The sequence below is a fragment of the Gramella sp. Hel_I_59 genome (assembly GCF_006714895.1).
Classification (GTDB): Bacteria; Bacteroidota; Bacteroidia; order Flavobacteriales; family Flavobacteriaceae; genus Christiangramia.
In genome coordinates, this window is sequence record NZ_VFME01000001.1 from 2,587,337 (window position 1) to 2,610,688 (window position 23,352).

18 protein-coding genes and 2 rRNA genes are annotated in these 23,352 nt (G+C 39.5%); 13 read left to right on the forward strand and 7 right to left on the reverse strand.

Going from position 1 to position 23,352, the window contains the following annotated elements:
• The first annotated feature begins 142 nt into the window (after positions 1-142).
• Genes dnaA through JM79_RS11940 form a run of 3 tightly spaced genes read left to right on the forward strand, consistent with a single transcriptional unit; the run spans position 143 to position 2,775 of the window.
• On the forward strand, positions 143-1,570 hold the full coding sequence (gene dnaA / locus JM79_RS11930) for a chromosomal replication initiator protein DnaA (RefSeq protein ID WP_141878362.1): 1,428 nt from the start codon (positions 143-145) through the stop codon (positions 1,568-1,570).
• A gap of 12 nt (positions 1,571-1,582) precedes the next feature.
• Positions 1,583-2,050, forward strand: a complete 468-nt coding sequence (locus JM79_RS11935; protein WP_141878363.1) for a low molecular weight protein-tyrosine-phosphatase — start codon at positions 1,583-1,585, stop codon at positions 2,048-2,050.
• The gene (locus JM79_RS11940; protein WP_141878364.1) at positions 2,047-2,775 is read left to right on the forward strand and encodes an SAM-dependent methyltransferase; all 729 of its coding nucleotides are present in this window, start codon (positions 2,047-2,049) and stop codon (positions 2,773-2,775) included. Before JM79_RS11935 ends, JM79_RS11940 begins: the two co-directional genes overlap by 4 nt.
• 2 nt (positions 2,776-2,777) lie before the next feature.
• Here JM79_RS11940 and JM79_RS11945 read toward each other — a convergent pair whose 3' ends face one another.
• The 4 genes from JM79_RS11945 to dapF form a co-directional block, all read right to left on the reverse strand.
• Entirely contained in the window at positions 2,778-3,449 is a 672-nt protein-coding gene (locus JM79_RS11945) for a peptidoglycan-binding protein LysM (protein ID WP_141878365.1), read from the reverse strand.
• Between the two features lie 196 nt (positions 3,450-3,645).
• Entirely contained in the window at positions 3,646-4,689 is a 1,044-nt protein-coding gene (mltG, locus tag JM79_RS11950; RefSeq protein WP_141878366.1) for an endolytic transglycosylase MltG, read from the reverse strand.
• Positions 4,679-5,209: a GNAT family protein gene (locus JM79_RS11955; protein WP_141878367.1), complete on the reverse strand. Its 531-nt coding sequence runs from the start codon at positions 5,207-5,209 to the stop codon at positions 4,679-4,681. Before JM79_RS11955 ends, mltG begins: the two co-directional genes overlap by 11 nt.
• Positions 5,203-5,991 carry a diaminopimelate epimerase gene (dapF, locus tag JM79_RS11960; RefSeq protein ID WP_141878368.1) on the reverse strand — a complete coding sequence of 263 codons (789 nt, stop codon included), beginning with the start codon at positions 5,989-5,991 and terminating at the stop codon, positions 5,203-5,205. Before dapF ends, JM79_RS11955 begins: the two co-directional genes overlap by 7 nt.
• A gap of 132 nt (positions 5,992-6,123) precedes the next feature.
• Between dapF and JM79_RS11965 the strand changes: the two genes are divergently transcribed.
• The 6 genes from JM79_RS11965 to JM79_RS11990 all read left to right on the forward strand — a co-directional run bounded on the left by JM79_RS11965 (position 6,124) and on the right by JM79_RS11990 (position 13,826).
• On the forward strand, positions 6,124-7,524 hold the full coding sequence (locus tag JM79_RS11965; RefSeq protein ID WP_141878369.1) for a trypsin-like peptidase domain-containing protein: 1,401 nt from the start codon (positions 6,124-6,126) through the stop codon (positions 7,522-7,524).
• Between the two features lie 119 nt (positions 7,525-7,643).
• Positions 7,644-9,092 (forward strand): glyceraldehyde-3-phosphate dehydrogenase, encoded by a 1,449-nt coding sequence (locus tag JM79_RS11970; RefSeq protein WP_141879240.1) that lies wholly within the window; start codon positions 7,644-7,646, stop codon positions 9,090-9,092.
• Between the two features lie 202 nt (positions 9,093-9,294).
• A complete protein-coding gene (locus tag JM79_RS11975; RefSeq protein ID WP_141878370.1) occupies positions 9,295-9,891 on the forward strand; it encodes a hypothetical protein in 597 nt (198 codons plus the stop codon).
• A gap of 21 nt (positions 9,892-9,912) precedes the next feature.
• Positions 9,913-10,593 carry a tRNA (guanosine(37)-N1)-methyltransferase TrmD gene (gene trmD / locus JM79_RS11980; RefSeq protein WP_141878371.1) on the forward strand — a complete coding sequence of 227 codons (681 nt, stop codon included), beginning with the start codon at positions 9,913-9,915 and terminating at the stop codon, positions 10,591-10,593.
• 117 nt (positions 10,594-10,710) lie between these two features.
• Positions 10,711-11,064 carry a 50S ribosomal protein L19 gene (gene rplS, locus JM79_RS11985; RefSeq protein ID WP_141878372.1) on the forward strand — a complete coding sequence of 118 codons (354 nt, stop codon included), beginning with the start codon at positions 10,711-10,713 and terminating at the stop codon, positions 11,062-11,064.
• A 533-nt stretch (positions 11,065-11,597) separates the two neighbouring features.
• The gene (locus JM79_RS11990) at positions 11,598-13,826 is read left to right on the forward strand and encodes an NADP-dependent isocitrate dehydrogenase (RefSeq protein WP_141878373.1); all 2,229 of its coding nucleotides are present in this window, start codon (positions 11,598-11,600) and stop codon (positions 13,824-13,826) included.
• 50 nt (positions 13,827-13,876) lie between these two features.
• Here the strand turns inward: JM79_RS11990 and JM79_RS11995 are convergent, their stop codons facing one another.
• On the reverse strand, positions 13,877-14,491 hold the full coding sequence (locus JM79_RS11995; protein ID WP_141878374.1) for a DEAD/DEAH box helicase: 615 nt from the start codon (positions 14,489-14,491) through the stop codon (positions 13,877-13,879).
• Positions 14,492-14,666: 175 nt separating this feature from the next.
• On the opposite strand from JM79_RS11995, the gene JM79_RS12000 reads away from it, so the two are divergent.
• From JM79_RS12000 to JM79_RS12015, 4 genes are read left to right on the forward strand one after another with little or no spacing between them, the layout of a single operon-like run.
• Positions 14,667-15,893, forward strand: coding sequence for a multidrug effflux MFS transporter (locus JM79_RS12000; protein WP_141878375.1), 1,227 nt, complete (start codon positions 14,667-14,669; stop codon positions 15,891-15,893).
• A gap of 46 nt (positions 15,894-15,939) precedes the next feature.
• The gene (locus tag JM79_RS12005) at positions 15,940-18,303 is read left to right on the forward strand and encodes a TonB-dependent receptor (protein ID WP_185739534.1); all 2,364 of its coding nucleotides are present in this window, start codon (positions 15,940-15,942) and stop codon (positions 18,301-18,303) included.
• Between the two features lie 2 nt (positions 18,304-18,305).
• Positions 18,306-19,115 carry a DUF4249 domain-containing protein gene (locus JM79_RS12010; protein WP_141878377.1) on the forward strand — a complete coding sequence of 270 codons (810 nt, stop codon included), beginning with the start codon at positions 18,306-18,308 and terminating at the stop codon, positions 19,113-19,115.
• Complete coding sequence (locus JM79_RS12015) at positions 19,115-19,345, forward strand: DUF6095 family protein (protein ID WP_141878378.1); 231 nt, start codon at positions 19,115-19,117, stop codon at positions 19,343-19,345. Before JM79_RS12010 ends, JM79_RS12015 begins: the two co-directional genes overlap by 1 nt.
• A gap of 678 nt (positions 19,346-20,023) precedes the next feature.
• On the opposite strand, the gene rrf is transcribed toward JM79_RS12015, so the two are convergent.
• Together rrf and JM79_RS12025 are read right to left on the reverse strand one after the other, a co-directional pair.
• A 5S ribosomal RNA gene (gene rrf / locus JM79_RS12020) occupies positions 20,024-20,133 on the reverse strand.
• Positions 20,134-20,290: 157 nt separating this feature from the next.
• A 23S ribosomal RNA gene (locus JM79_RS12025) occupies positions 20,291-23,124 on the reverse strand.
• Positions 23,125-23,352: the final 228 nt, after the last annotated feature.

Consider the following 23,352-nt stretch of genomic DNA (forward strand, 5'->3'; position numbering starts at 1 on the left):
AATTTTTCTTAAAATTCAACCCAAATTTGGTTTTTTTATTAGATAATTTGTTCACATATTTGCTTTGCTCAAGTTGGAGATCTGTATGCTTCATAAGCCACTTTAGAACTTTCTACTAACCTAAAATAACGTCTAACTAATAATGTCAAAAACTGCGCAATCGGTTTGGAATAACTGTCTGTCTTTTATTCAGGATAACATTACACCTCAAGCTTACAAAACATGGTTTGAACCTATCCAAGCAGTGAAACTAACGGATTGTGCCTTGAGTATCCAGGTGCCTTCTAAATTTTTCTACGAATGGCTGGAAGAACATTATGTGAAATTATTAAAGGTTTCCCTTACACGTGAACTAGGAGATAAGGCGAAATTGGTTTATGTGATCAAAATGGAGAATACCTATGGTAATAAGCTACCATTTACAGAGAAGATCCCAAGTACCCAAAGGTCGCATATGGCTTCTCAGGAAGTAGATGTGCCAGTAAAGAACAAAAGCCCGGAACTTAAGAATCCTTTCATTATTCCTGGAATTCGTAATGTTAAGATCGAATCTCAGCTGAATCCTAATTACAACTTTGATAATTTTCTTGAGGGTGAATCAAACCGACTTGCCCGTTCGGCTGGACTCGCTGTTGCGAATAAGCCCGGAGGGACTTCCTTTAACCCTTTATTGATATTTGGTGGTGTAGGACTCGGGAAAACGCATCTGGCGCATGCTATAGGCGTGGAGATCAAGGATAAATACCCGGAGAAAACAGTTCTTTATATTTCTGCGGAAAAATTTACCCAGCAATACATTGAATCTGTTAAGAAGAATAATCGTAATGATTTTATTCACTTCTACCAGATCATAGATGTACTGGTGGTTGATGACATTCAGTTATTATCTGGGAAAGCAGGAACACAGGATGTATTTTTCCATATTTTCAACCATTTACATCAAAACGGGAAACAGGTCATCTTAACAAGTGACAAGGCTCCGGTAGATATGCAGGATATTGAACAACGCCTGCTGTCAAGATTTAAATGGGGACTATCTGCTGAACTTCAAAATCCTGATTTTGAAACCCGCGTTTCTATTATTAAAAATAAACTTTATCGTGATGGTGTTGAGATGCCTGAAGATATCGTGGAATTCCTGGCTAATAATATCAAAACCAACATAAGGGAACTGGAAGGTGCAATTATTTCTTTAATTGCTCATTCCTCTTTCAATAAGAAAGACATCACTCTGGAACTGGCGAAAAAGATCGTAGATAACTACGTGAAAAACACCAAGCGTGAAGTTTCCATAGACTATATTCAGAAGGTTGTAAGTGATTACTTTCAAATGGATGTAGATACTTTACAATCCAAAACGAGAAAACGCCATATTGTACAAGCCAGACAACTGGCAATGTTCTTTGCGAAGAAATTCACCAAAGCATCACTGGCTAGTATTGGTTCTCAAATTGGAAGCAGGGATCATGCTACCGTTCTACATGCGTGTAAGACCGTAGATAATCTTGCCTCCACAGATAAGCAATTCAAGAAATTTGTTGAAGACCTCAACAAAAAGCTCACTCTATAAAATTATATGTTTATGAAAACCAGGGTATTGATGGTGTGTCTCGGGAATATCTGCAGATCGCCGCTGGCCGAGGGTATTCTTAAATCTAAAGTTGATCCTGAAAAGGTTTTTGTGGATTCCGCAGGAACCGGAGACTGGCATGTTGATTCTGAACCAGATAAAAGATCGATCGCCATTGCTAGTAAGAATGGTCTAGATATTTCTCAGCAAAGAGGAAGACAATTCAGTAAAAAAGATTTCCAGGACTTCGATCATATTTTCGTAATGGATAATTCCAATTTTAAGGACGTGATCGCCATGGCAGAAACTGATGAGGAACGCCAGAAAGTACATTTGATACTTGAGGAAATATTCCCTTCAGAAAATGTGGACGTTCCAGATCCATATCATGGAGGTGATCAGGGTTTTGAAAATGTATATATGATGCTGGATGAAGCAACAGATGAACTAAAAAGCAAACTTGAATCCGGCGAATTATGAGTTCTTATGCTTCAAATTCAGGTAAACTGTACCTGATACCAGTTGGTCTGGGCGCTTCAGACGCAAATAAAGTTTTCCCGGGTATCAATGCTGAAATCATTTCGAACATTGATGATTTCATTGTTGAGAATGAAAAGACTGCCAGAAGATTTATCAAAGAGATCCTTCCTGAAAAATCACAAGCCTCACTTAAACTTTCAGCTTTAAATAAATTTACAGAAGCCACAGAAATTCCAACATTTCTTGATGCTGCGAAAGCTGGAAAAGACATGGGACTCATGAGTGAAGCGGGATGTCCTGGCGTGGCAGATCCAGGCGCCGAGATCGTAAGACTGGCCCATGACGCCAACATTCAAGTTGTTCCCATGGTAGGTCCCAGTTCTATTCTACTTGCAATGATGGCTAGCGGAATGAATGGTCAAAGCTTTACCTTTAATGGCTATCTTCCTATCGATAAAAAAGAAAAGAAGAACGAACTCAAAAACCTGGAAAGAATTTCAGCTGAAAAAAATCAGGCTCAGATATTTATAGAAACGCCGTACAGGAATAATAAGTTTCTGGAAGATCTAATTCAAACACTACATCCAACTACCAGGATCTGCGTTGCGTGCGATCTTACTCTCAGTACTGAATTCATTAAAACGGCAACGGCTACGGATTGGAAAAACATAAAAGCCGACCTCCATAAGAGACCGGCTATATTTATTATCCAGAAGGATCTGTAATTTTAAGCTTCGTTTAGATTGTCGAAATCTACTCGTGCATTTTTAGTAGTCGTTACAAAAGATGTATCGTAACCACCAAAACGTTTCATGTAAGTTTTGACCGTAGTTCCAAATGCGTCACTGAAAGCCTGTGCTCCCCAGCTACGTAAATATTTCTTCACACTTCCAGGTCCCGCTAAATGTGCTGCGGCAAGAATCCCAGACTCAGTTACTATTACACCGTTGATATTTTTACCAACAAATCGTTTGATATCGCGCTGCAAGATCCACTTATTTCTGGATGCATTAGCATAAAAGGCAGCTTCCTGCAAAGCTGGTGAATTCAAAAAACCCATGGTATCGTAGACACCAACCAATTCTAAAGTTCCTTTACCAAACTGATACTTTCCTAGATAACCAAACTCGTTTATAGATTTGTAATCACCACGAGATTCTTTGAAAGCCAGGGCTTCCTTAAAACCAACATAGGATTTCCCAAGAAACGGAGAAGTCGTTGAAAGTTGAAATTCGGGTTCGATCTCATCACGTACATCAGGAACTGTATAATCAAGTTCCAGATCGTAAGTTGAATAATCTTCCAAATCAAGATTTGCAGCTTTTTTCGTTGAAAAACTAAAAAAAATAGAGCCTGCTGCAAGAGGCAAGATTGAAAATTTTGCAATTTTCTTTCTCATTACATGTGTTTTTGAGAAGTTAATGGTGGTTCAATTATTTGAAATTCACCCTCCTCATATTCGCGGCGCAAATGTACGATATTTTTTAATAAACTGACCTACAGTATGTTAAAGCTTATCTAAAGTATTAAAGGAATTAACTTTTATGTAACTTATTGTGGTTCAACAAGTTAAACATTCCGTAAGAAATTAGCTACTAACGCCTTATTCCCTGCTTGTTGATCCAACGCACATATTCCTGCTTATTTCGGTTATGTTGCGCTAAGTTTTTAGCAAATTTATGGTAGCCGAAATTTTCAACATTTGCTACGAAATAAAAATAATCGTGATCCTCGTAATTTAGTACCGCATTGATAGATGAAATATCGGGCATCCAGATTGGTCCCGGCGGCAGCGTAGAATATTTATAAGTGTTATAAGGTGAATCTATTTCCAGATCTTTATAAAGAACTCGTTTGATGATCGTATCAAAATTCTGAGTTTGTCTCTTAATGGCATAAATGACTGTTGGATCTGCATCCAGCTTCCATCCATTTTTGAATCGGTTCATATAAACTCCGGCCACTCTAGGACGCTCATCAACCTTTGCTGTTTCTTTTTGAACGATTGAAGCAATGGTGATCACTTCAGATGGAGTTAAACCAATTTGTTCAGCCTTCTCTAACTTTTCAGCAGTCCAGAACCTGTCGTATTCCTTTTTCATTCGCTGCTGAAATTCTTCCGCAGAAGTATTCCAGTAAAATTCATACTGGTTTGGTATGTACATTCCTAAACCTGTGTTCTCATCTAAATCATTTTCAGCTAGAAATTTAGGATTTTTAAAGGCTTTCAACAACTCCACACTATCCGCTTCGATTTGCTGAGATATCCTACCCGCCAGATTTTCCAGACGTTCCTGGTTATTGAAAATTACCTTTACCGGATTGTTTCCAACTCTCAACCTGTTCACCAGATCATTATTATTCATCCCTTTTTCGATAGTATATCTTCCTGGTCTGACTTTAGAAGCATAACCTTTCTTCTCTGCCACCAGTCTAAAGGACTCTTTGTCTTTAATATAAGGATCCAGCGTATCAAGAACCGATTGGAATGTAGCGCCAGTTGGAATATACACTACTTTCTCTGAATCCTCCATTTTAATATTTGAGGTGAAGATGCTATTGTATATATAGTAACTAAAAATACCTGCGCCAATTAAACCCAGAATCGCAATTGCCAGAATAATTTTCTTAATGTACATCGTTGATCAATTGATAAAGTATTTCATCTTTATATTCCCCATTATGCATGCTCCAATCTTTCTTTAAGCCTACTTTTCTAAAGCCATTCTTTTCAAAGACCTTCTTACTGTCTTCGTTGCCTTCAGTTACATTTGCGTAAACCTGGTGTAATCCCAGGTGAGTAAAACAGAAATCGCATAACAACGAAAGACTTTCTCTTCCATAGCCTTTTTTACGATCTTTGGGATCTGCGATCAGGATACCAAGTGCAGCACGCTGATCCTTAATATCAAGATCGAAAACGTCGATAAGACCTACAGCTCTACCCCTTTTCGTACAGATAACGAGTCTTAACTGTTTAATATCATAGATATCACGGTGTGCATTCTCAATATACTGGCGAATCAAGAATTTGGAATATGGAGTCTGCGTCGAACTTACTTCCCAGAAATTCTCATTATTTTCAATTTCATGAACAAAATCCAGATCTTCCGGCTCCAGCGCTCTTAGGAATATTTTCTTTCCATTTAATGTTAACATACAATTTCACCTTTAAAAACCTGAACAGCCGGCCCCGTTAGCCAGATATTTTCAAATCCTGAACCTGTTTTCTCGAACTTTACTTCCAAAGAACCTCCAGGTGTTTCAAGCTTAACTTCTTTATTCTGGATCTTACCAGTTTGGTAGGCCGCGATTGCCACTGCTGTAACTCCAGTACCACAGGAAAAGGTCTCATCCTCTACTCCGCGTTCATAAGTACGTACCTTTAGAACCCCATCATTGATTTGCTGCACAAAATTTACATTAGTGCCATTATTATCTTTATACATTTCAGAATATCGAATTTCTGAACCCTTCTGCCGAACGTCTTCAGATTGCACATCTTCCACAAAAACTACGTGATGCGGCGAACCAGTATCCAGGAAACTATATTCCTCCTGAAGCTTGAGATCCGTCACATTCTGCATTTTCAAACTTACAATACCTTCGCTGATCGTAGCTTTGTGCGGCCCATCTATTGCAGTAAACCGGGCGGTTTTTTCAACTATTCCCAGGTAGTTCGCAAAAGCGACCAGACAGCGTCCTCCATTCCCACACATGCTACTTGGATTACCGTCTGCGTTGAAATAGACCATTTTAAAATCGTCTTCAGCAGCATCAGGTTCCTCGAGCAGGATGAGTCCGTCACCCCCAATTCCGAATCTTCTGTCACACAGCTGTTTGATCAATTTGGTATTATTTTTGGATACTTTAAGATCACGGTTATCGATCATGACAAAATCGTTCCCGGTGCCCTGGTATTTATAGAATTCTAGATTCATTTCTTCATTTTCAAGAGGCGCGAATATACGATTTTGAACAGAAATCATAGCCTGTTAAATGGTCGTTAAAAATCGCAATTTGAATACTAAGTTGGAAAAATTAAAGGTTAAATAATCAAATAACATCCGAAAATGAAAAAAATAGCAAATCTAATTCTGGCCTCTGCCCTTGGTGGCGCCATGACCCTGGGAAGTTATAAGTTACTGGTAGAAGATGATAATATTACTTCCTACGAAAACAATAGTGAAACAACAGAGAGTTTCCTTCCTGTTAGCAATACTCCAAATTACGGGACAAATGTTGATTTTACAGATGCTGCTGAAAAAACCACACATGCTGTGGTTCACGTAAAGAACGTAGCGGTATTTAAAGGAGGACCAAGAAGTATCTGGGAATATAATCCTTATGGTACTGAAGGTGGTCGCGCTTTACAGGGTGCGGGTTCTGGTGTAATTATAACTCCTGATGGTTATATCGTTACGAATAACCATGTTATTAAAGGAGCGAGTGAAATCGAGGTAACTCTGAATAATAATAAAACATACACTGCCGAAGTGATTGGTAGTGATCCTGCTTTTGACATCGCACTTATAAAAGTTGAGCCGGAAGGTGAACTGGATTATATTCCGTTTGGAGATTCAGACAACGCTGAAATTGGAGAATGGGTTCTTGCAGTTGGAAACCCTTTCAATTTAAAGTCCACAGTTACTGCAGGGATCGTAAGTGCAAAAGCTAGAGATCTGAATGTTAATGACAGTTCACCACAATCATTTATACAGACAGATGCCGCCATTAACCCTGGTAACAGCGGTGGAGCTCTTGTAAATATCAACGGTGAATTAATTGGTATCAATACAGCGATCACCTCTCCAAGCGGTAGCTATATTGGATATGCTTTTGCTGTACCTTCCAATAATGCCAGAAAGATCGTTGAAGACATTATGGAATACGGAGACGTGCAAAAAGGAATTCTTGGAATTAGAGGCGGGACCATAAATGAACAAATTTCTAATGACCGTAACCTCAACATTTCGCAGGGTGTAATCGTTGGAGCAGTTACTCCTGGAAGTGGTGCAGAAAAATCTGGAATTCAGGAATTCGACGTTATTAGAAAGATCGATGATATCAAGATCGCAAAGTTCTCAGATCTTACCGGATACATTAATTCGAAGAGACCCGGAGATATAGTAAAGGTACAATTGATACGAAACGGAGAATCTAAAACCGTTGATATCGAGCTTACCAAACTTGAAACTTATTCGCTCCCTACACTTGGCTTTGAAGTTGCAAATACTACCAAAGAAGAGCTTGAAAAGTATAATGCACCCAACGGCGTTCGTATTAGTAGAATGCTTACCGATGATCTTCCTTCTTCAGAATTAATTGGCGGGATCATATCTGAAATCAATAATAAGGAAGTCAATTCTATTGGAGATGTCGAACAAATCATGGAGAACAGAAAAAAATCCAATCCTATCGTTGTTACTTATCATAATCTAAAAGGTGAAAAGCAACGTATGATCTGGAGATAAGAAATATTCCAAACAGTCAAAAAGCCCTTCAGAATTGAAGGGTTTTTTTATGTCAAAAACCTTTACGAAAACGTTTGAAATATATACTTTTGCCGGAAATTATAACATCACAACACAAAATGGACTTTAATAAAGTTTACGAAAAAGAACTTTCATTCCAGGCAGATCGTCGCAAAGCAACGGTTGAATTTATCAATATCGTTAGCGACCTGTGGTATGACAAATCGATCGAACTCGTTTTATTCAGAAATCAGTTGATAAATAAAAATGTTAGCGATATTCTGGACCTTCATGAATACGCAGGAGAATTTGTAGGAAAACCTATATCGATCTTTGATTCGGTAGAGATCGCAAAGGCAATTCAGGGATTGAATCTTCCACCTGCAAAGCTGGACATTGGAAAACTTACCTACGAATATCATCTTGACGGTCAAACTCATAATAATGCGATGGCATTTGTGAGTAGCAAACTGAGTGATGCTAAACTGAACGAAGTGGTTACTCCAAAAGATGTTGTGCTATATGGCTTCGGAAGAATTGGAAGACTGGTTGCTCGCGAATTGATGACCAGAACCGGGAAAGGAAACCAGCTTAGACTTAGAGCAATCGTAACCCGTGGAAACGTAGACCAGAGTGTTCTGGAAAAACGTGCTTCATTACTAAAGAGCGATTCCGTTCACGGACCCTTCAGCGGAACTGTAAATGTAGACGCTGAAAATTCAGCATTGATCATCAACGGGACTACCGTTCATATGATTTCAGCAAACCAGCCGGAAGATATTGATTATACTCAATATGGTATCAATCATGCTCTCGTGATCGATAATACTGGTGCTTTTAGAGATAAGGAAGCGCTTACGAGACATTTGAGTTCTAAAGGAGCTGCAAAAGTTCTTTTGACTGCACCTGGAAAAGGTATTCCAAATATCGTTCATGGTGTAAACCAGAAGGAGCACGATCCAGATAGCGTTGATATTTTCTCAGCTGCATCCTGTACTACTAATGCTATTACTCCAGTTCTAAAAGCTGTTCAGGATTCTTTTGGTGTGGTACATGGTCATCTTGAAACTATTCATGCTTATACGAATGACCAGAACCTGGTCGATAATATGCATAGCAAATATCGTCGTGGAAGAGCTGCAGGGCTTAATATGGTGATTACTGAAACCGGAGCAGGGAAAGCAGTTTCCAAAGCACTGCCTGTTTTTGAAGGAAAACTAACTTCAAATGCGATACGAGTACCTGTGCCTAATGGTTCTCTTGCTATTCTGAATCTTCAAGTTGAAAAAGAAACCAGCCTTGAGGAAGTTAACTCGATCCTTAAAAAATACGCACTGGAAGGTGAACTTGTTGAGCAAATACAATATTCTGTAGATAATGAACTGGTATCTTCAGACATTATAGGCTCTTCTGCCCCGGCGATCTATGATAGCAATGCTACTATTGTATCTGCAGATGGGAAAAATGTGATCCTATATATATGGTATGATAACGAATATGGATACAGCCACCAGGTAATAAGACTGGCAAAATACATCGCAAAAGTTAGGAGATTCACCTATTACTAGAATCTGAAAATTTTTAAACATTTAGACCCTGCCATTGGCAGGGTTTTTTTATTTTTGCGGCGGTTTAATCCTAATAATAAACTGACTCAAAAGAATTTAAAAGCACGAATAGGCGAATTTCTGTCCGAAAATCTGAAATATACTAACTCTATTTTTCGCCCGTTGATGTGTATTAACCCAAACAATTTCAATTACCTAAAAGATGAGTAACAAAATTTACATTGTAGCTGCTTTTGTTATTGCTAGTGTATTTCAGATGAATGCCCAGACAGACAGCCTTAAAACAGACACGCCCATACAGGACGAGTTTACAAGCTTGATCAAGGAATCCAACAATTATCAGGGTTATAAGGTTGTGGATTATGATAAGCTTATAGAACTTAGAAATACGACCCGGAGTTATATCACCGAGCTAAAAGAAGAGATCGTAGTTCAGAAAAATACAGTAGATCAACAAAACGATGAGATTCAGCAGCTAAAAGCAGATCTGGATTCTACGCAACAGGACTTGCAAAGAGTAACCGAAGAAAAGGATGCTTTGATGTTTTTGGGAATGCCATTTTCCAAAGGTGGATACAAGGCTATGATGTGGGGAATCGTTGGTGCTCTGGTTGTGATCCTTCTAATTATATTCTTCAGATATAAAAGCTCACATGCGGCGACAAAAGATGCTCAGCAAAAGCTGGATGAAACTGAAAAGGAATTTGACACCTATAGAAGTAAGGCTCTTGAAAAGGAACAACGCCTTGGAAGAATGCTACAGGACGAAAGAAATAAGTCGAATAACCCGAACATCTAATAAAGATTCAGTTCTACAGAAATGCGTATAGATATCATTACCGTTGTTCCAGATATTTTAAAGAGTCCTTTTGAGGCTTCTATCCTGGAACGGGCAATCAAAAAAGGTCTCGTAGAGATCCACCTGCACAATTTAAGAGATTACGTTAGTGATAACTATAAGCAAATAGATGACTATCAATTTGGTGGTGGTGCAGGAATGGTAATGATGATCGAACCTATAGACAAATGTATTTCAAAACTAAAGTCTGAACGAGAGTACCAGGAAGTGATCTATATGACTCCAGATGGTGAAAGACTTGAGCAGAGAACCGCGAACAGTTTATCTCTACATGAAAACCTTATTATTTTATGTGGTCATTATAAAGGAGTAGATCAACGAGTACGTGATCAATTCATTACCAAAGAGATTAGTATTGGAGATTACGTATTATCTGGTGGTGAATTAGGTGCAGCGGTGCTTTGTGATTCGATCATTCGATTGATTCCAGGAGTTCTGGGAAATGAAACTTCTGCATTAACAGATTCATTTCAGGATGATTTGCTTGCTCCCCCTGTTTACACCAGACCTGCGGAATATAAGGGCTGGAAAGTACCGGAGATCCTTACCAGTGGTAATTTTCCAAAGATAGAAGCATGGCGTGAAGATCAGGCCTATGAACGCACGAAAGCACTTCGACCTGATCTTTTGAAGGATGATTAATTTTTTCAAATTCAGGCTTGTAGAATAATATTATTTAATTAATTTTGCACTCATTCTAAAATAACCTCTGGCGAGAAACGTGCATGTTGTTTTTGAATTTACTTTAAACTATTAAGAATGGAATCGTTAGTAAAATTTGTTCAGGACGAATTCGTATCAAGAAAAGATCTACCTGAATTTTCAGCAGGAGATACTATTACTGTTTATTACGAAATTACAGAGGGTCAGAAAACAAGAACACAGTTCTTTAGAGGTGTTGTTATCCAGTTAAGAGGAACAGGATCATCTCAAACCTTCACTATTAGAAAGATGAGTGGAACTGTTGGAGTGGAAAGAATTTTCCCGATCAACCTTCCGGCGATTCAAAAAATTGAGATCAATAAGAAAGGTAAAGTTAGAAGAGCTAGAATTTTCTACTTTAGAGAACTTACTGGTAAGAAAGCCCGTATCAAAGAAGCTATCAGAAGATAATTCTTTCTCATACAAATATTTAAAAGCCCCGGTTCTTCCGGGGCTTTTTTTGTTTAAATCATTTACTATCAAAAAGTTAAAGTCTTTTCAGAATAGGATTATAATAGTTATCTTTAAGTAAGAGATTTGAAATGACAAAAGGATTTTTAGATCTTGAAGGAAGTAAAGAGTTTTTTTACTTCTAGAGTTTGAAATTTTCTATATAACATTAGTGTTTTGGACATCAAAACCAGTTTGAAAGATTTCTTATTCGGTCATATTTTCTAATAGAATTTATGATTTTCTGGAAGCAGTGATGATTCGATTGAGTTTTAGCTTAGTTTAAAAATGGATCAATTACAGTTTCTGAAGCCATTTCATTTTAATTATAAGATGAAATGGCTTTTTTTATGCTTTAAATTAAGATCTCTTAACAGCTCATCATCCATTGACTCCTAGGAAAAAAGAGTGAAAATCTGTATATTGCGCGTATGACGATGCCCTGGAATGTTCCAGGGTTTTCTTTGAACTTATTGCAATCAAAAACAAAATAAATGTCTCAGAAAGAAAAAATTATTTATACCAAAACTGATGAAGCTCCAATGTTGGCGACTTACTCTTTCCTGCCAATCGTTGAAGCATTCACCAAAGCAGCAGGCGTAAGTCTCGAAACTCGTGATATTTCACTTGCCGGAAGAATATTATCTCAATTTCCAGATTATCTAAAAGACGATCAAAAAGTAGCAGATGACCTCGCAGAACTTGGTGAACTGGCAAAACAACCGGAGGCAAATATTATCAAGCTTCCAAATATCAGTGCTTCCGTTCCGCAATTGAAAAATGCTATCTCTGAATTACAATCAAAAGGTTTCGCTATTCCAGACTACCCGGATGATGCTAACACTGATGAAGAAAAGGATGTAAAATCAAGATACGATAAAGTTAAAGGTAGTGCAGTAAATCCTGTACTTAGAGAAGGAAATTCTGACAGACGTGCTCCTAAAGCAGTTAAGAATTTTGCTAAAAAGAATCCGCACCGCATGGGAGAATGGAGTTCAGATTCTAAAACTCACGTTTCTACTATGAGTGAGGGTGACTTTAGAGCGAACGAACGTTCTGTTACCTTATCCAAGGATGATACCCTTAAAATCGAATTTACTTCAGAAGATGGATCTGCTAAAACTTTGAAAGAAGGATTAAAAGTTCTGGACGGTGAGGTGATCGATGCTACGAAAATGAGCAAGAAGGCACTTTTAAAGTTTCTTCGCGAGCAGGTAAAAGATGCACAGGATAAAGGTGTGCTTTTCTCTCTGCACATGAAAGCTACCATGATGAAAGTATCTGACCCTATTATTTTTGGTCATGCTGTAAAAGTTTTCTTTGAAGATGTGTTCGATAAATATGGAGCTGAACTTGAAAAAGCTGGTGCAGATGTCACCAGTGGTTTAGGAGATGTTCTTCAGGCCGTTGAAAATCTTCCGAAAGACAAACAGGATGAGATCAACTCAGCTATCGCCAAAGATCTTAAGGATGGTCCGGATATCGCAATGGTAAATTCAGATGAAGGAATCACCAATCTTCACGTTCCTAGTGATGTGATCATTGATGCTTCTATGCCAGCGATGATTAGAACAAGTGGCCAGATGTGGAACAAGGAAGGTAAGACTCAGGACACTAAGGCTGTGATCCCAGATAGTTCTTACGCTGGTTTATACCAGGCTACTATAGACTTCTGTAAAGAACATGGAGCATTCGATCCTACAACGATGGGAACTGTTCCTAATGTTGGTCTAATGGCTCAAAAAGCTGAAGAGTATGGATCCCACGACAAAACTTTCGAGATCCCAGGTAATGGTTCAGTAAAAGTTATCAGCGCAGCTGGAGAAACTATTCTTGAACATGATGTTGAAGAAGGTGATATCTGGAGAATGTGTCAGGTTAAAGATGCCCCGGTTCAGGATTGGATTAAACTTGCAATTTCAAGAGCGAAAGCTACTGGAATGCCTGCAATTTTCTGGTTAGATGAAAATAGAGCTCATGATGCTGAACTTATCAAGAAAGTAAATAAATATCTTCCAAACCACGATACTGATGGTTTAGAGATCAAAATCATGGCTCCTACTGAAGCTACTAAATACACCCTTGAGAGAGTAAAAGATGGTAAGGATACGATCTCGGTAACTGGAAATGTACTCAGAGATTATCTAACTGACCTCTTCCCTATTTTGGAACTTGGAACCAGTGCGAAGATGCTTTCTATTGTTCCTTTGATGAATGGTGGTGGACTTTTTGAAACCGGTGCCGGTGGATCTGCTCCAAAACACGTTCAGCAATTTGTAAAAGAAGGTCACCTGCGTTGGGATTCTCTTGGAGAATTTCTTGCGCTTGCGGTTTCTCTGGAACATCTTGGCGAGAAATATAATAATTCGAAGGCTCTGACTCTTGCTGAAGCATTAGATGATGCGACAGAGAGATTCCTTAATGAAGGTAGATCTCCATCACGTAAGGTGAATGAGCTGGATAACCGTGGAAGTCACTTCTACCTGGCATTATACTGGGCTGAAGCACTTTCTACGCAAACCAGCAATAAGGACCTGAATGTTTACTTCGGAAGAGTGGCAGATATGCTTAAAGAGAATAAGGATCAGATCCTTAAAGATCTTATTGATGCTCAGGGAAAACCTGTTGACATTGGAGGTTACTACGAACCGAATGAGGAAATGACTAAAAAAGCCATGCGTCCTAGTAACAAATTGAATGAAATTCTGGCGATTGAAGTGTAAGTCATCAGAGTATAATTGATATCAAAGCCTCGTCATAGACGGGGCTTTTTTTATTTCATTTTGATGATCTGGGCGCGGTCCATAAATTGTTCCTGTAAGCGCTCCATTTTTGGTTCCATCGTTTCACCAAATACAAGGTATTGGCATTTCGAAATACTTAGAGGAATTCTGAGGATATGATTTAAATGACCTCCACGTGAAATAAATTCGGCATCTTCAATAATGAACATCTTGAGTTGACCCAGGTGTATTCCCGTCATTGAAAACAATTTGCTCAACCTTTGAGGGGTAGCAATCACGATATCAACTCCATAATAGATCGCATCTTTTTGATCGTCGATATTCTGTTCGTCGTAAGCAGAATAAACTCTAAGATCAGTTTCAGAAGTAAAATCTCTGAACTTTTCTTCGAGACTCAATGCGGCCTCTTTGTTTCTTACAAAGATCAAAGCTCTTGGAGAATCTTCAAATGCTTCAGCATTTAATTGCTGTATTACACTTATGATAAGTGCAGTGGTTTTACCGCTGCCTATGGGTGCGATCATGTAAAGATCTGCTCCACTTTTAATTTTAGGTAATGCCTTCTTCTGAAAAGCGTTGGCAGATTCCAATCCCATTTCCTGTAAAGTGGATTTTAGAACAGGGTTCAGTTTTTTAAATGACATACTTAAAATTTTGTTAGTTCAAGATCAGCCTTGGCCGATCGCAAAGTTCGACATTTTGCTCAAATAGTCGGTCACTAAAGCAAAAAGCTTTGATTGCCTTCAATCAGCTATTTAATCTTTCGTTAAAGCTATCAGGAAATTAGAACAGGCTATTCACTTTGCTGAAATTTGCATAATGCAGAAAATTTCAGAAGAGCGAGACAAAAAACAGGAGTTTATTATACTTCTCGTTTTGGGAACTTTGATCGCTTTAGGCCCTTTCTCTATCGACGCGTACTTACCTGGTTTCGAAAGTATAGCCCGGGATTTTAATACTACGATTAGCCAGATTGGTTTAACACTTACCAGTTACTTTATAGGAATCTCGCTTGGACAATTGGGCTATGGCCCAATAATGGACAAATACGGTAGAAAAAGGCCATTACTTATTGGGCTTGGTATTTATTTTCTAGCAGCATTAAGCTGTATGTATTCACCAGATCTTACCTGGCTCATTATATCCCGATTCTTTCTAGCACTTGGAGCCGCAGGTGGTATGGTAGCAGCGAAAGCCATTGTACGTGATGTTTTCCCGGTAAACGAAGTAGCAGGTGCGATATCTGTGCTTATGTTGATCATGGGCGGTGCCCCAATCATTGCTCCTACGGTAGGAAGTTTTATCATAGATGCGATGGGCTGGGAAATGATCTTTCTATTTTTAGCAATTTTTAGTGTTTTGATGATATTGAGTGTAACAAAACTTCTTCCAGAAAGTAAAACACCAGACAGGGCAGTTAATTTAAGACCAAAACAGGTTGCAGTTAATTACTTTAAAATACTTACTCATCATAAATTCTGGAGCTTTTCAATGGCCGGGAGTTTTGCTATTGGAGCAATGTTCGCATATATTTCAGGAGCTCCAAAACTGTTTATGGAAAATTTTGATCTCACTCAGAAAGAATTTGGAATCCTTTTCGGTATTAATGCGGCAGGTCTTATCCTCGGAAGTCAAATCAACCGACTTTTTCTTAAAAAGTACACTCCATTCCAGATCACGATATTTAATAGTGTGATCCTCTTAGTACTCTCTGTCTTATTTCTGTTAAATACAATAGCAGGATTTGGATTGGTGATCACAGCAGTTCTATTATTCCTTATGCTATTTTTACTGGGTTTTCAAAATCCGAATACTACCGCATTATCCTTAGAACCATTCGAAGCTAAGGCTGGTAGAGCTTCCGCATTAATAGGTAGTTTAAAAATGATCCTGGGTGCATTGACATCTTTCGCTATAAGTCAGTTTCATACTTCAAGTACACTTCCCCTGGCAATCATTCTACTAGTTTGTTTCGCAATCAGTTTCGCACTCTTGTTTCAATTTTCTAGTAAGGAGAAAAAAGCATTGAAGTTCAGTGAAGTATAATTTTTGGAATTCCACGTTATAGCCTATTTTTATTGAAAAATTGAAATTGCGACTTTTAAGTTTTCTACTACTAGTCATCCTACCTTTCATTGCGTTCTCACAAGAGTATACTTTAAGCGGTAGAGTGATCGACAAAAGCAGTAACGAAACCCTTATCGGGGTTAATCTTATTTTCCCAGATCTAGCAACCGGCGTGGTCACGAATGATTATGGTTATTATTCGATCAAACTTCCAGCTGGTAAGCACAGGGTCATTCTTACCTATATTGGTTACGCGAATGCTGAAGATGAAGTGAACATTTCAGATGATACTCAACAGAACTTTCAACTTTCAGAAGCTTCTGAAAGTCTGGATGAAGTAGTCATAACAAATGATATAGAAGCCCTTAACATTAAAAAACCAGAGATGAGTGTTAACCGACTCTCCATTGGAACTATAAAAAAGATCCCAGTGGTGTTCGGAGAAGTTGATGTAGTAAGAAGTCTATTATTATTACCTGGTGTTTCTAATGCTGGTGAAGGTTCCTCTGGCTTCAATGTGCGTGGAGGCGCAGTAGATCAGAATTTAATTTTGCTGGATGAAGCTACCATTTATAATTCCTCACATTTATTCGGATTATTTTCAGTTTTCAATCCAGATGCAATTAAGGATCTTAAGTTATACAAGGGCGGAATTCCTGCGGAATATGGAGGTCGTGTTTCTTCGGTTCTGGATATTTATCAGCGTGATGGAAATAGCCGGGAATTCAAAATGCAGGGAGGAATTGGTGCGATTTCCAGCCGTCTTCTAGCTGAAGGTCCTATAGTTAAAGATAAAGGAAGTTTTCTAGTTGGTGCAAGAAGTTCTTATGCTCATCTATTTCTGAAGTTAACAGACAATGACAACTCTGCTTATTTCTATGATCTGAACACCAAATTAAGTTATGAACTGGATGAAAGCAATAAGCTGCTTTTAAGTGGTTATTTTGGTCGGGATGTTTTCAATATTAGTCAGAATTTTGAGAATACCTACGGGAATGCAGTAGTCAACCTGAGATGGAACCATGTATTTTCAGATAATATTTTCACAAATCTATCTGCAATTTATAGTGATTACTACTACGGACTAAATCTGAACTTTGTTGGATTTAACTGGGATAGCGGCATTAGAAATCTTAATCTCAAGTATGATTTCAACCATTATATTTCAGAGAATTTCGAGCTGAAGTACGGGATGCATAATACTTATTACAAGTTCAATCCCGGGGAAATAGAACCTATCGATGAAACTTCGGGAATCAATTACTTCAAACTGAATGATAAATATGCTCTTGAAAATGCCTTTTACATTTCAGCTGAACATAAATTTTCAGAAAAGCTTTCCGCAGAATATGGAATGAGGCTGAGTAATTTTTTCAGATTGGGTCAGAATGAATTCAATACATACGCCAATGATGAACCAGTTGCGTACAATCCCAGAACTGGAATTTATAGTGAAGCTGATATTCTTGAAAGCAGAGATGTTTCGCGCGGAGAATCACTTGAAACTTTTACCAATTTTGAACCAAGACTGGCCATCGCCTATAATTTTGCAGAGGACCAGTCTGTAAAAGTTTCTTATAACCGGATGGCTCAGTATTTACATTTAATTTCAAATACCAGCAGTCCCACTCCGTTAGATGTTTGGACTCCTAGTGGCCCTTATGTAAAGCCACAACTACTGGATCAATATGCAGTAGGCTATTTCAGGAATTTTAATAATGGAGATTATAGCCTGGAAATTGAAAGCTTTTATAAGGATATTCAAAACAGAATAGATTACATAGATGGTGCGAATTTAATCGCCAACAATGCTATTGAGCGAGTAGTTCTTAACGGAGAAGCAAGAGCTTACGGACTCGAACTACTGTTACGCAAGAACGAGGGACGATTCACAGGATGGCTGGCTTACACCCTATCGAGATCTGAGCAGAGAACGCCGGGCAGAAACTCTCAGGAAATAGGAATAAATAATGGTGACTGGTATAAGACGAATTTTGATAAGCCACATGACGTAACTATTACCGGTAGCTATGATCTAAACGAGAACTGGGATCTCAATGCTAATTTTATTTACCAGACCGGGCTAGCTACTACATTTCCGAATGCACAGTACGAATATGAAGATGTGAATATTCCTGTTTATGGTGCAAGAAATGAGGATAGACTTCCATCTTATCATCGTTTGGATCTTTCGGCAACCTATTATCCTAAAAAGAATAAGGGTCGAAAATTGCAAAGCTCATGGAATTTCGGAATTTATAATGTGTACAATCGCCAGAACGCTTATTCGATTACGTTCCGTGAAAATATGGATACTGGGAGAAATGAAGCTGTAAGACTAACGCTCTTCGGGATCATCCCATCGGTAACTTATAATTTTAAATTTTAGAAATGAGATTCTATAAATCCTTTTTGACCGTAATTGCACTTCTGGGGTTCATCTCCTGCGAAGAAGTCGTAGATATCGACCTGGAAGAGTCTGAACCAAAATTAGTGGTGGAAGCTTCTATCATCTGGATTAAAGGAACAGATGGCAATCGTCAGGAAATTAGGTTAAGTACAACGAGTCCTTTCTATGAAGAAGAACTACGGCCAGTGACAAATGCTATAATAGCGGTCACTTCTGAAAATGGTAGTAGATATGAATTTATTCATGATGAGAATGGCATATACTTAAACGAAGAATTTCAACCTATTCTTGATCTGGAATATGAACTCGAATTAAATTATAATGATCAGGTTTATACTGCAACCGAAAGTTTTGAGTCGGTCCCGGGGATAGATTATGTGGAGCAGTTAGATGGTGGTGGCTTTGCTGGGGATGAAATTGAGATAAAGGCGTTTTATACAGATCCGGCTAATCAGGAGAATTACTATTTATTCAAGTTTACAGATGATGACGTCTTTCTGGAATTATATGAAGATGAGTTTACAGATGGTAACCAGATCTTCGGATATTTTTCTAATGAAGATATTGAACAGGGTGATGTAATTTCCATACAAATGGAAGGTATAAGCAGAGAATATTATGATTATATGTTTGTACTGAGATCACAAGTTGGCACGAACCAGGGAGGACCGTTTGAAACAATGCCAGCCGTAGTAAGAGGTAATATTGTAAATGAAACAAACCAGGATAACTTCCCATTTGGTTATTTCAGGCTTTCTGAATCAGATTCAATAACCTATACCGTCGAATAATGAAGCATACAGATAAAAAGACCTTATCAAAAGGAGTGAAATATCTCGCAGGGTCCTTACCACTAGTTATGATTGGACCTTCGGTGTTGTATAATGCTTTTAATAACCAGCATCATCCCTGGTATATTCCTGTCCTGATTTTTGGTATCATTGCAACCTTTGCTGCGATCTTTCTAATGTTTAAGGGTATTATGACCATGGTTAATTCTTTCTTCGGAAAACGCTCCTAAATTATATTCCAATTCCTGGCAGTTTAATACACGATCTGATTAATTTCAGTTGGTAGTCAGAAAAGTCAGCTCAACTAAACTGGATTTGATTGATATTCTTCGGAAAAGAGTATAGTTAAACTTTATGCTTCGGATCCAGATCCCGTAAACTAATTTATTGATGATTCAATAAACAAAGTAATTATAGATTCCATCTACAAGCACTTCGTTTTAAAACGAGGTTTTTTCAGTTAACATTTGATCATTCTGATCACCTGTAAATTCCTGTTCTGATATTAGCAAATACAGCCCTACGATTTAGTTACAATTATGATTATCATATATTAAAATAACTTACGTCCGTGTTGAAATCCGAATTATACCATACTCGGATTCATCCCGGATGAAAGTCTGTTTCTATATAGTAGCACCAAAGATTAGCCAGAATAATTATTCGGATCCGTTTTGATATTCAAGGCTGGAAGAAGTGAAAATGCGGGTTACCAAAGGTTAGGTTATTCGGAAGTAAGGTAGTAAAGATAGTAACAGACACCAATTATGTTTACTGATTGAAGTCATTACAGGTTTTCTGACACCAAGTAACATGGTTTTCGATAGTAATTAACGGCAAAAGCTATTCACTCCTTGACTTTATGGCATAAAAAAACCCTTCATCGATATGATGAAGGGTTCTTAAGAAGAAGGCGACGACATACTCTCCCACAATACAGCAGTACCATCTGCGCTAACGGGCTTAACTACTCTGTTCGGGATGGGAAGAGGTGAGCCCCGTTGCTATAGCCACCTTAAAAGGTAAGTTATAAGCTTCGAGCTTAAAACTGTTCTGATTTCTCAGAACTAATATCGTTGACATAATTAAAGAAACAAAAAAGTTACAAGTACCTGTACTACACTTATAAAATAAGCATTTGGCGGCTCTGAGGTTTTGCGGCCTCAGAGCCATCGCGCATCAAGCTTTACGGATTATTAGTACTACTCGGCTATGACATTACTGCCTTTACACCTATAGCCTATCAACGTGGTAGTCTCCCACGGTCCTTTAAAGAAATCTCATCTTGTGGTGGGTTTCGCGCTTATATGCTTTCAGCGCTTATCCCTTCCGAACGTAGCTACTCTGCAGTGCTCCTGGCGGAACAACAGATACACCAGAGGTTCGTCCAATCCGGTCCTCTCGTACTAGGATCAGGTCCACTCAAATTTCTAACGCCCACTGTAGATAGAGACCGAACTGTCTCACGACGTTCTGAACCCAGCTCGCGTGCCACTTTAATGGGCGAACAGCCCAACCCTTGGGACCTTCTCCAGCCCCAGGATGTGACGAGCCGACATCGAGGTGCCAAACCCCCCCGTCGATGTGAGCTCTTGGGGGAGATCAGCCTGTTATCCCCGGCGTACCTTTTATCCTTTGAGCGATGACCCTTCCATGCGGTGTCACCGGATCACTATGCTCTACTTTCGTACCTGATCGACCTGTATGTCTCTCAGTCAAGCTCCCTTTTGCCATTGCACTCTACGCACGGTTACCAAGCGTGCTGAGGGAACCTTTAGAAGCCTCCGTTACTCTTTTGGAGGCGACCACCCCAGTCAAACTACCCACCAAGCACTGTCCTTCCATTGGAAGTTAGGCTCTAAACAAGTAAAGGGTAGTATTTCAACAACGACTCCACCACACCTGGCGATGCAGCTTCAAAGTCTCCTACCTATCCTACACATCACTTGTTCAAAGTCAATACTAAGCTATAGTAAAGGTGCACGGGGTCTTTTCGTCCCACAGCGGGTAATCGGCATCTTCACCGATACTACAATTTCACCGAGCTCATGGCTGAGACAGTATCCAGATCGTTGCACCATTCGTGCAGGTCGGAACTTACCCGACAAGGAATTTCGCTACCTTAGGACCGTTATAGTTACGGCCGCCGTTTACTGGGGCTTCAGTTCAATGCTTCGCCGAAGCTAACATCTCCCCTTAACCTTCCAGCACCGGGCAGGTGTCAGGCCCTATACGTCATCTTTCGATTTAGCAGAGCCCTGTGTTTTTGATAAACAGTCGCCTGGATCTTTTCACTGCGGCCCCCCCATAAGGGGGGCGACCCTTCTCCCGAAGTTACGGGCCAATTTTGCCTAGTTCCTTAGCCATGAATCTCTCGAGCACCTTAGAATTCTCATCCCAACTACCTGTGTCGGTTTAGGGTACGGGTTGCCTCCACTCGCTTTTCTTGGAAGTCGCTCCTCTGGATTATCACGCTGGCCGTAGCTTTTGTGTACTATCGGGGTGTTACCACTCCCTTCAACGTACTATTCCGTCAGTACGCACCAAATTTACGCCTCCGTCCGCTTTAACGTGGGGCAAGTAGCAGAATATTAACTGCTTGTCCATCGACTACCCCTTTCGGGTTCGCCTTAGGTCCCGACTAACCCTCAGCTGATTAGCATAGCTGAGGAAACCTTAGTCTTTCGGTGTGCGGGTTTCTCGCCCGCATTATCGTTACTTATGCCTACATTTTCTTTTGTAACCGATCCAGCAAGCCTCGCGACTCACCTTCATCTCTGTTACAATGCTCCCCTACCACTATAGTAAACTATAGTCCATAGCTTCGGTAATATGTTTATGCCCGATTATTATCCATGCCGAACCGCTCGACTAGTGAGCTGTTACGCACTCTTTAAATGAATGGCTGCTTCCAAGCCAACATCCTAGCTGTCTGGGCAGTTCAACCGCGTTTCTTCAACTTAACATATATTTTGGGACCTTAGCTGATGGTCTGGGTTCTTTCCCTCTCGGACATGGACCTTAGCACCCATGCCCTCACTGATATGAATCATTTTATAGCATTCGGAGTTTGTCAGGAATTGGTAGGCGGTGAAGCCCCCGCATCCAATCAGTAGCTCTACCTCTATAAAACTATCTATATCGCTGCACCTAAATGCATTTCGGGGAGTACGAGCTATTTCCGAGTTTGATTGGCCTTTCACCCCTACCCTCAGGTCATCCCAAGACTTTTCAACGTCAACGGGTTCGGTCCTCCACTATGTGTTACCACAGCTTCAACCTGCCCAAGGGTAGATCACACGGTTTCGCGTCTACCACTACCAACTAAAGCGCCCTATTCAGACTCGCTTTCGCTACGGCTCCACAGCTGAACTGCTTAACCTTGCTGGCAACGGTAACTCGTAGGCTCATTATGCAAAAGGCACGCCGTCACCCCACTAAAGGGCTCCGACCGCTTGTAAGCGTATGGTTTCAGGATCTATTTCACTCCCTTATTCAGGGTTCTTTTCACCTTTCCCTCACGGTACTGGTTCACTATCGGTCTCTCAGGAGTATTTAGCCTTGGCGGATGGTCCCGCCGGATTCATACAGGGTTTCACGTGCCCCGCACTACTCAGGATACTGCTATGCTTTATATCAACTTTCCTATACCGGGCTATCACCGTCTTTGGCCAAGCTTTCCAACTTGTTCTAATTCATTGTACAAACAATGTTGCAGTCCTACAACCCCAATAAGTCCGTAAACTCATTGGTTTGGGCTTCTGCGCGTTCGCTCGCCGCTACTAGCGCAATCACTATTGTTTTCTCTTCCTCCGGGTACTTAGATGTTTCAGTTCTCCGGGTTCGCCTCCTTGCGGATACTATATCTTCAATATAGTGGGTTGCCCCATTCGGATATTCGCGGATCAATTTGTATGTGCCAATCCCCACGACTTTTCGCAGCTTATCACGTCCTTCTTCGCCTCTGAGAGCCTAGGCATTCCCCATACGCCCTTATCTAGCTTGTATGCGCTTTGCTTAATGCTCTAATCTATTCTAACTTGCGCTAGAACAGAAGTATTATAATGTATTACTTATATTAAATATTTCTATCTAATAGTGTTCTCGTATTCTTTGTTTCTTCAATATGTCAATGAACTTTTTTCCCGTAATAACGATAGAGTCTCGATGATCTTACAAACTAAAAACATATGTTTCCTGGTTGTTTGTAAAAACTATAACCCTCTCTATCTCTAGG

What these genes read in the sequence shown, in the direction of transcription:
- JM79_RS11970 (WP_141879240.1), top strand. Translation starts at nt 7,644, where the DNA reads ATGGACTTTAATAAAGTTTACGAAAAAGAACTTTCATTCCAGGCAGAT.
- JM79_RS11975 (WP_141878370.1), top strand. Translation starts at nt 9,295, where the DNA reads ATGAGTAACAAAATTTACATTGTAGCTGCTTTTGTTATTGCTAGTGTA.
- rplS (WP_141878372.1), top strand. Translation starts at nt 10,711, where the DNA reads ATGGAATCGTTAGTAAAATTTGTTCAGGACGAATTCGTATCAAGAAAA.
- dapF (WP_141878368.1), bottom strand. Translation starts at nt 5,991, where the DNA reads ATGAATCTAGAATTCTATAAATACCAGGGCACCGGGAACGATTTTGTC.
- JM79_RS11955 (WP_141878367.1), bottom strand. Translation starts at nt 5,209, where the DNA reads ATGTTAACATTAAATGGAAAGAAAATATTCCTAAGAGCGCTGGAGCCG.
- JM79_RS11995 (WP_141878374.1), bottom strand. Translation starts at nt 14,491, where the DNA reads ATGTCATTTAAAAAACTGAACCCTGTTCTAAAATCCACTTTACAGGAA.
- JM79_RS12010 (WP_141878377.1), top strand. Translation starts at nt 18,306, where the DNA reads ATGAGATTCTATAAATCCTTTTTGACCGTAATTGCACTTCTGGGGTTC.
- JM79_RS11990 (WP_141878373.1), top strand. Translation starts at nt 11,598, where the DNA reads ATGTCTCAGAAAGAAAAAATTATTTATACCAAAACTGATGAAGCTCCA.
- JM79_RS11965 (WP_141878369.1), top strand. Translation starts at nt 6,124, where the DNA reads ATGAAAAAAATAGCAAATCTAATTCTGGCCTCTGCCCTTGGTGGCGCC.
- JM79_RS11935 (WP_141878363.1), top strand. Translation starts at nt 1,583, where the DNA reads ATGAAAACCAGGGTATTGATGGTGTGTCTCGGGAATATCTGCAGATCG.
- JM79_RS11945 (WP_141878365.1), bottom strand. Translation starts at nt 3,449, where the DNA reads ATGAGAAAGAAAATTGCAAAATTTTCAATCTTGCCTCTTGCAGCAGGC.
- dnaA (WP_141878362.1), top strand. Translation starts at nt 143, where the DNA reads ATGTCAAAAACTGCGCAATCGGTTTGGAATAACTGTCTGTCTTTTATT.
- JM79_RS12015 (WP_141878378.1), top strand. Translation starts at nt 19,115, where the DNA reads ATGAAGCATACAGATAAAAAGACCTTATCAAAAGGAGTGAAATATCTC.
- mltG (WP_141878366.1), bottom strand. Translation starts at nt 4,689, where the DNA reads ATGTACATTAAGAAAATTATTCTGGCAATTGCGATTCTGGGTTTAATT.
- JM79_RS11940 (WP_141878364.1), top strand. Translation starts at nt 2,047, where the DNA reads ATGAGTTCTTATGCTTCAAATTCAGGTAAACTGTACCTGATACCAGTT.
- trmD (WP_141878371.1), top strand. Translation starts at nt 9,913, where the DNA reads ATGCGTATAGATATCATTACCGTTGTTCCAGATATTTTAAAGAGTCCT.
- JM79_RS12000 (WP_141878375.1), top strand. Translation starts at nt 14,667, where the DNA reads ATGCAGAAAATTTCAGAAGAGCGAGACAAAAAACAGGAGTTTATTATA.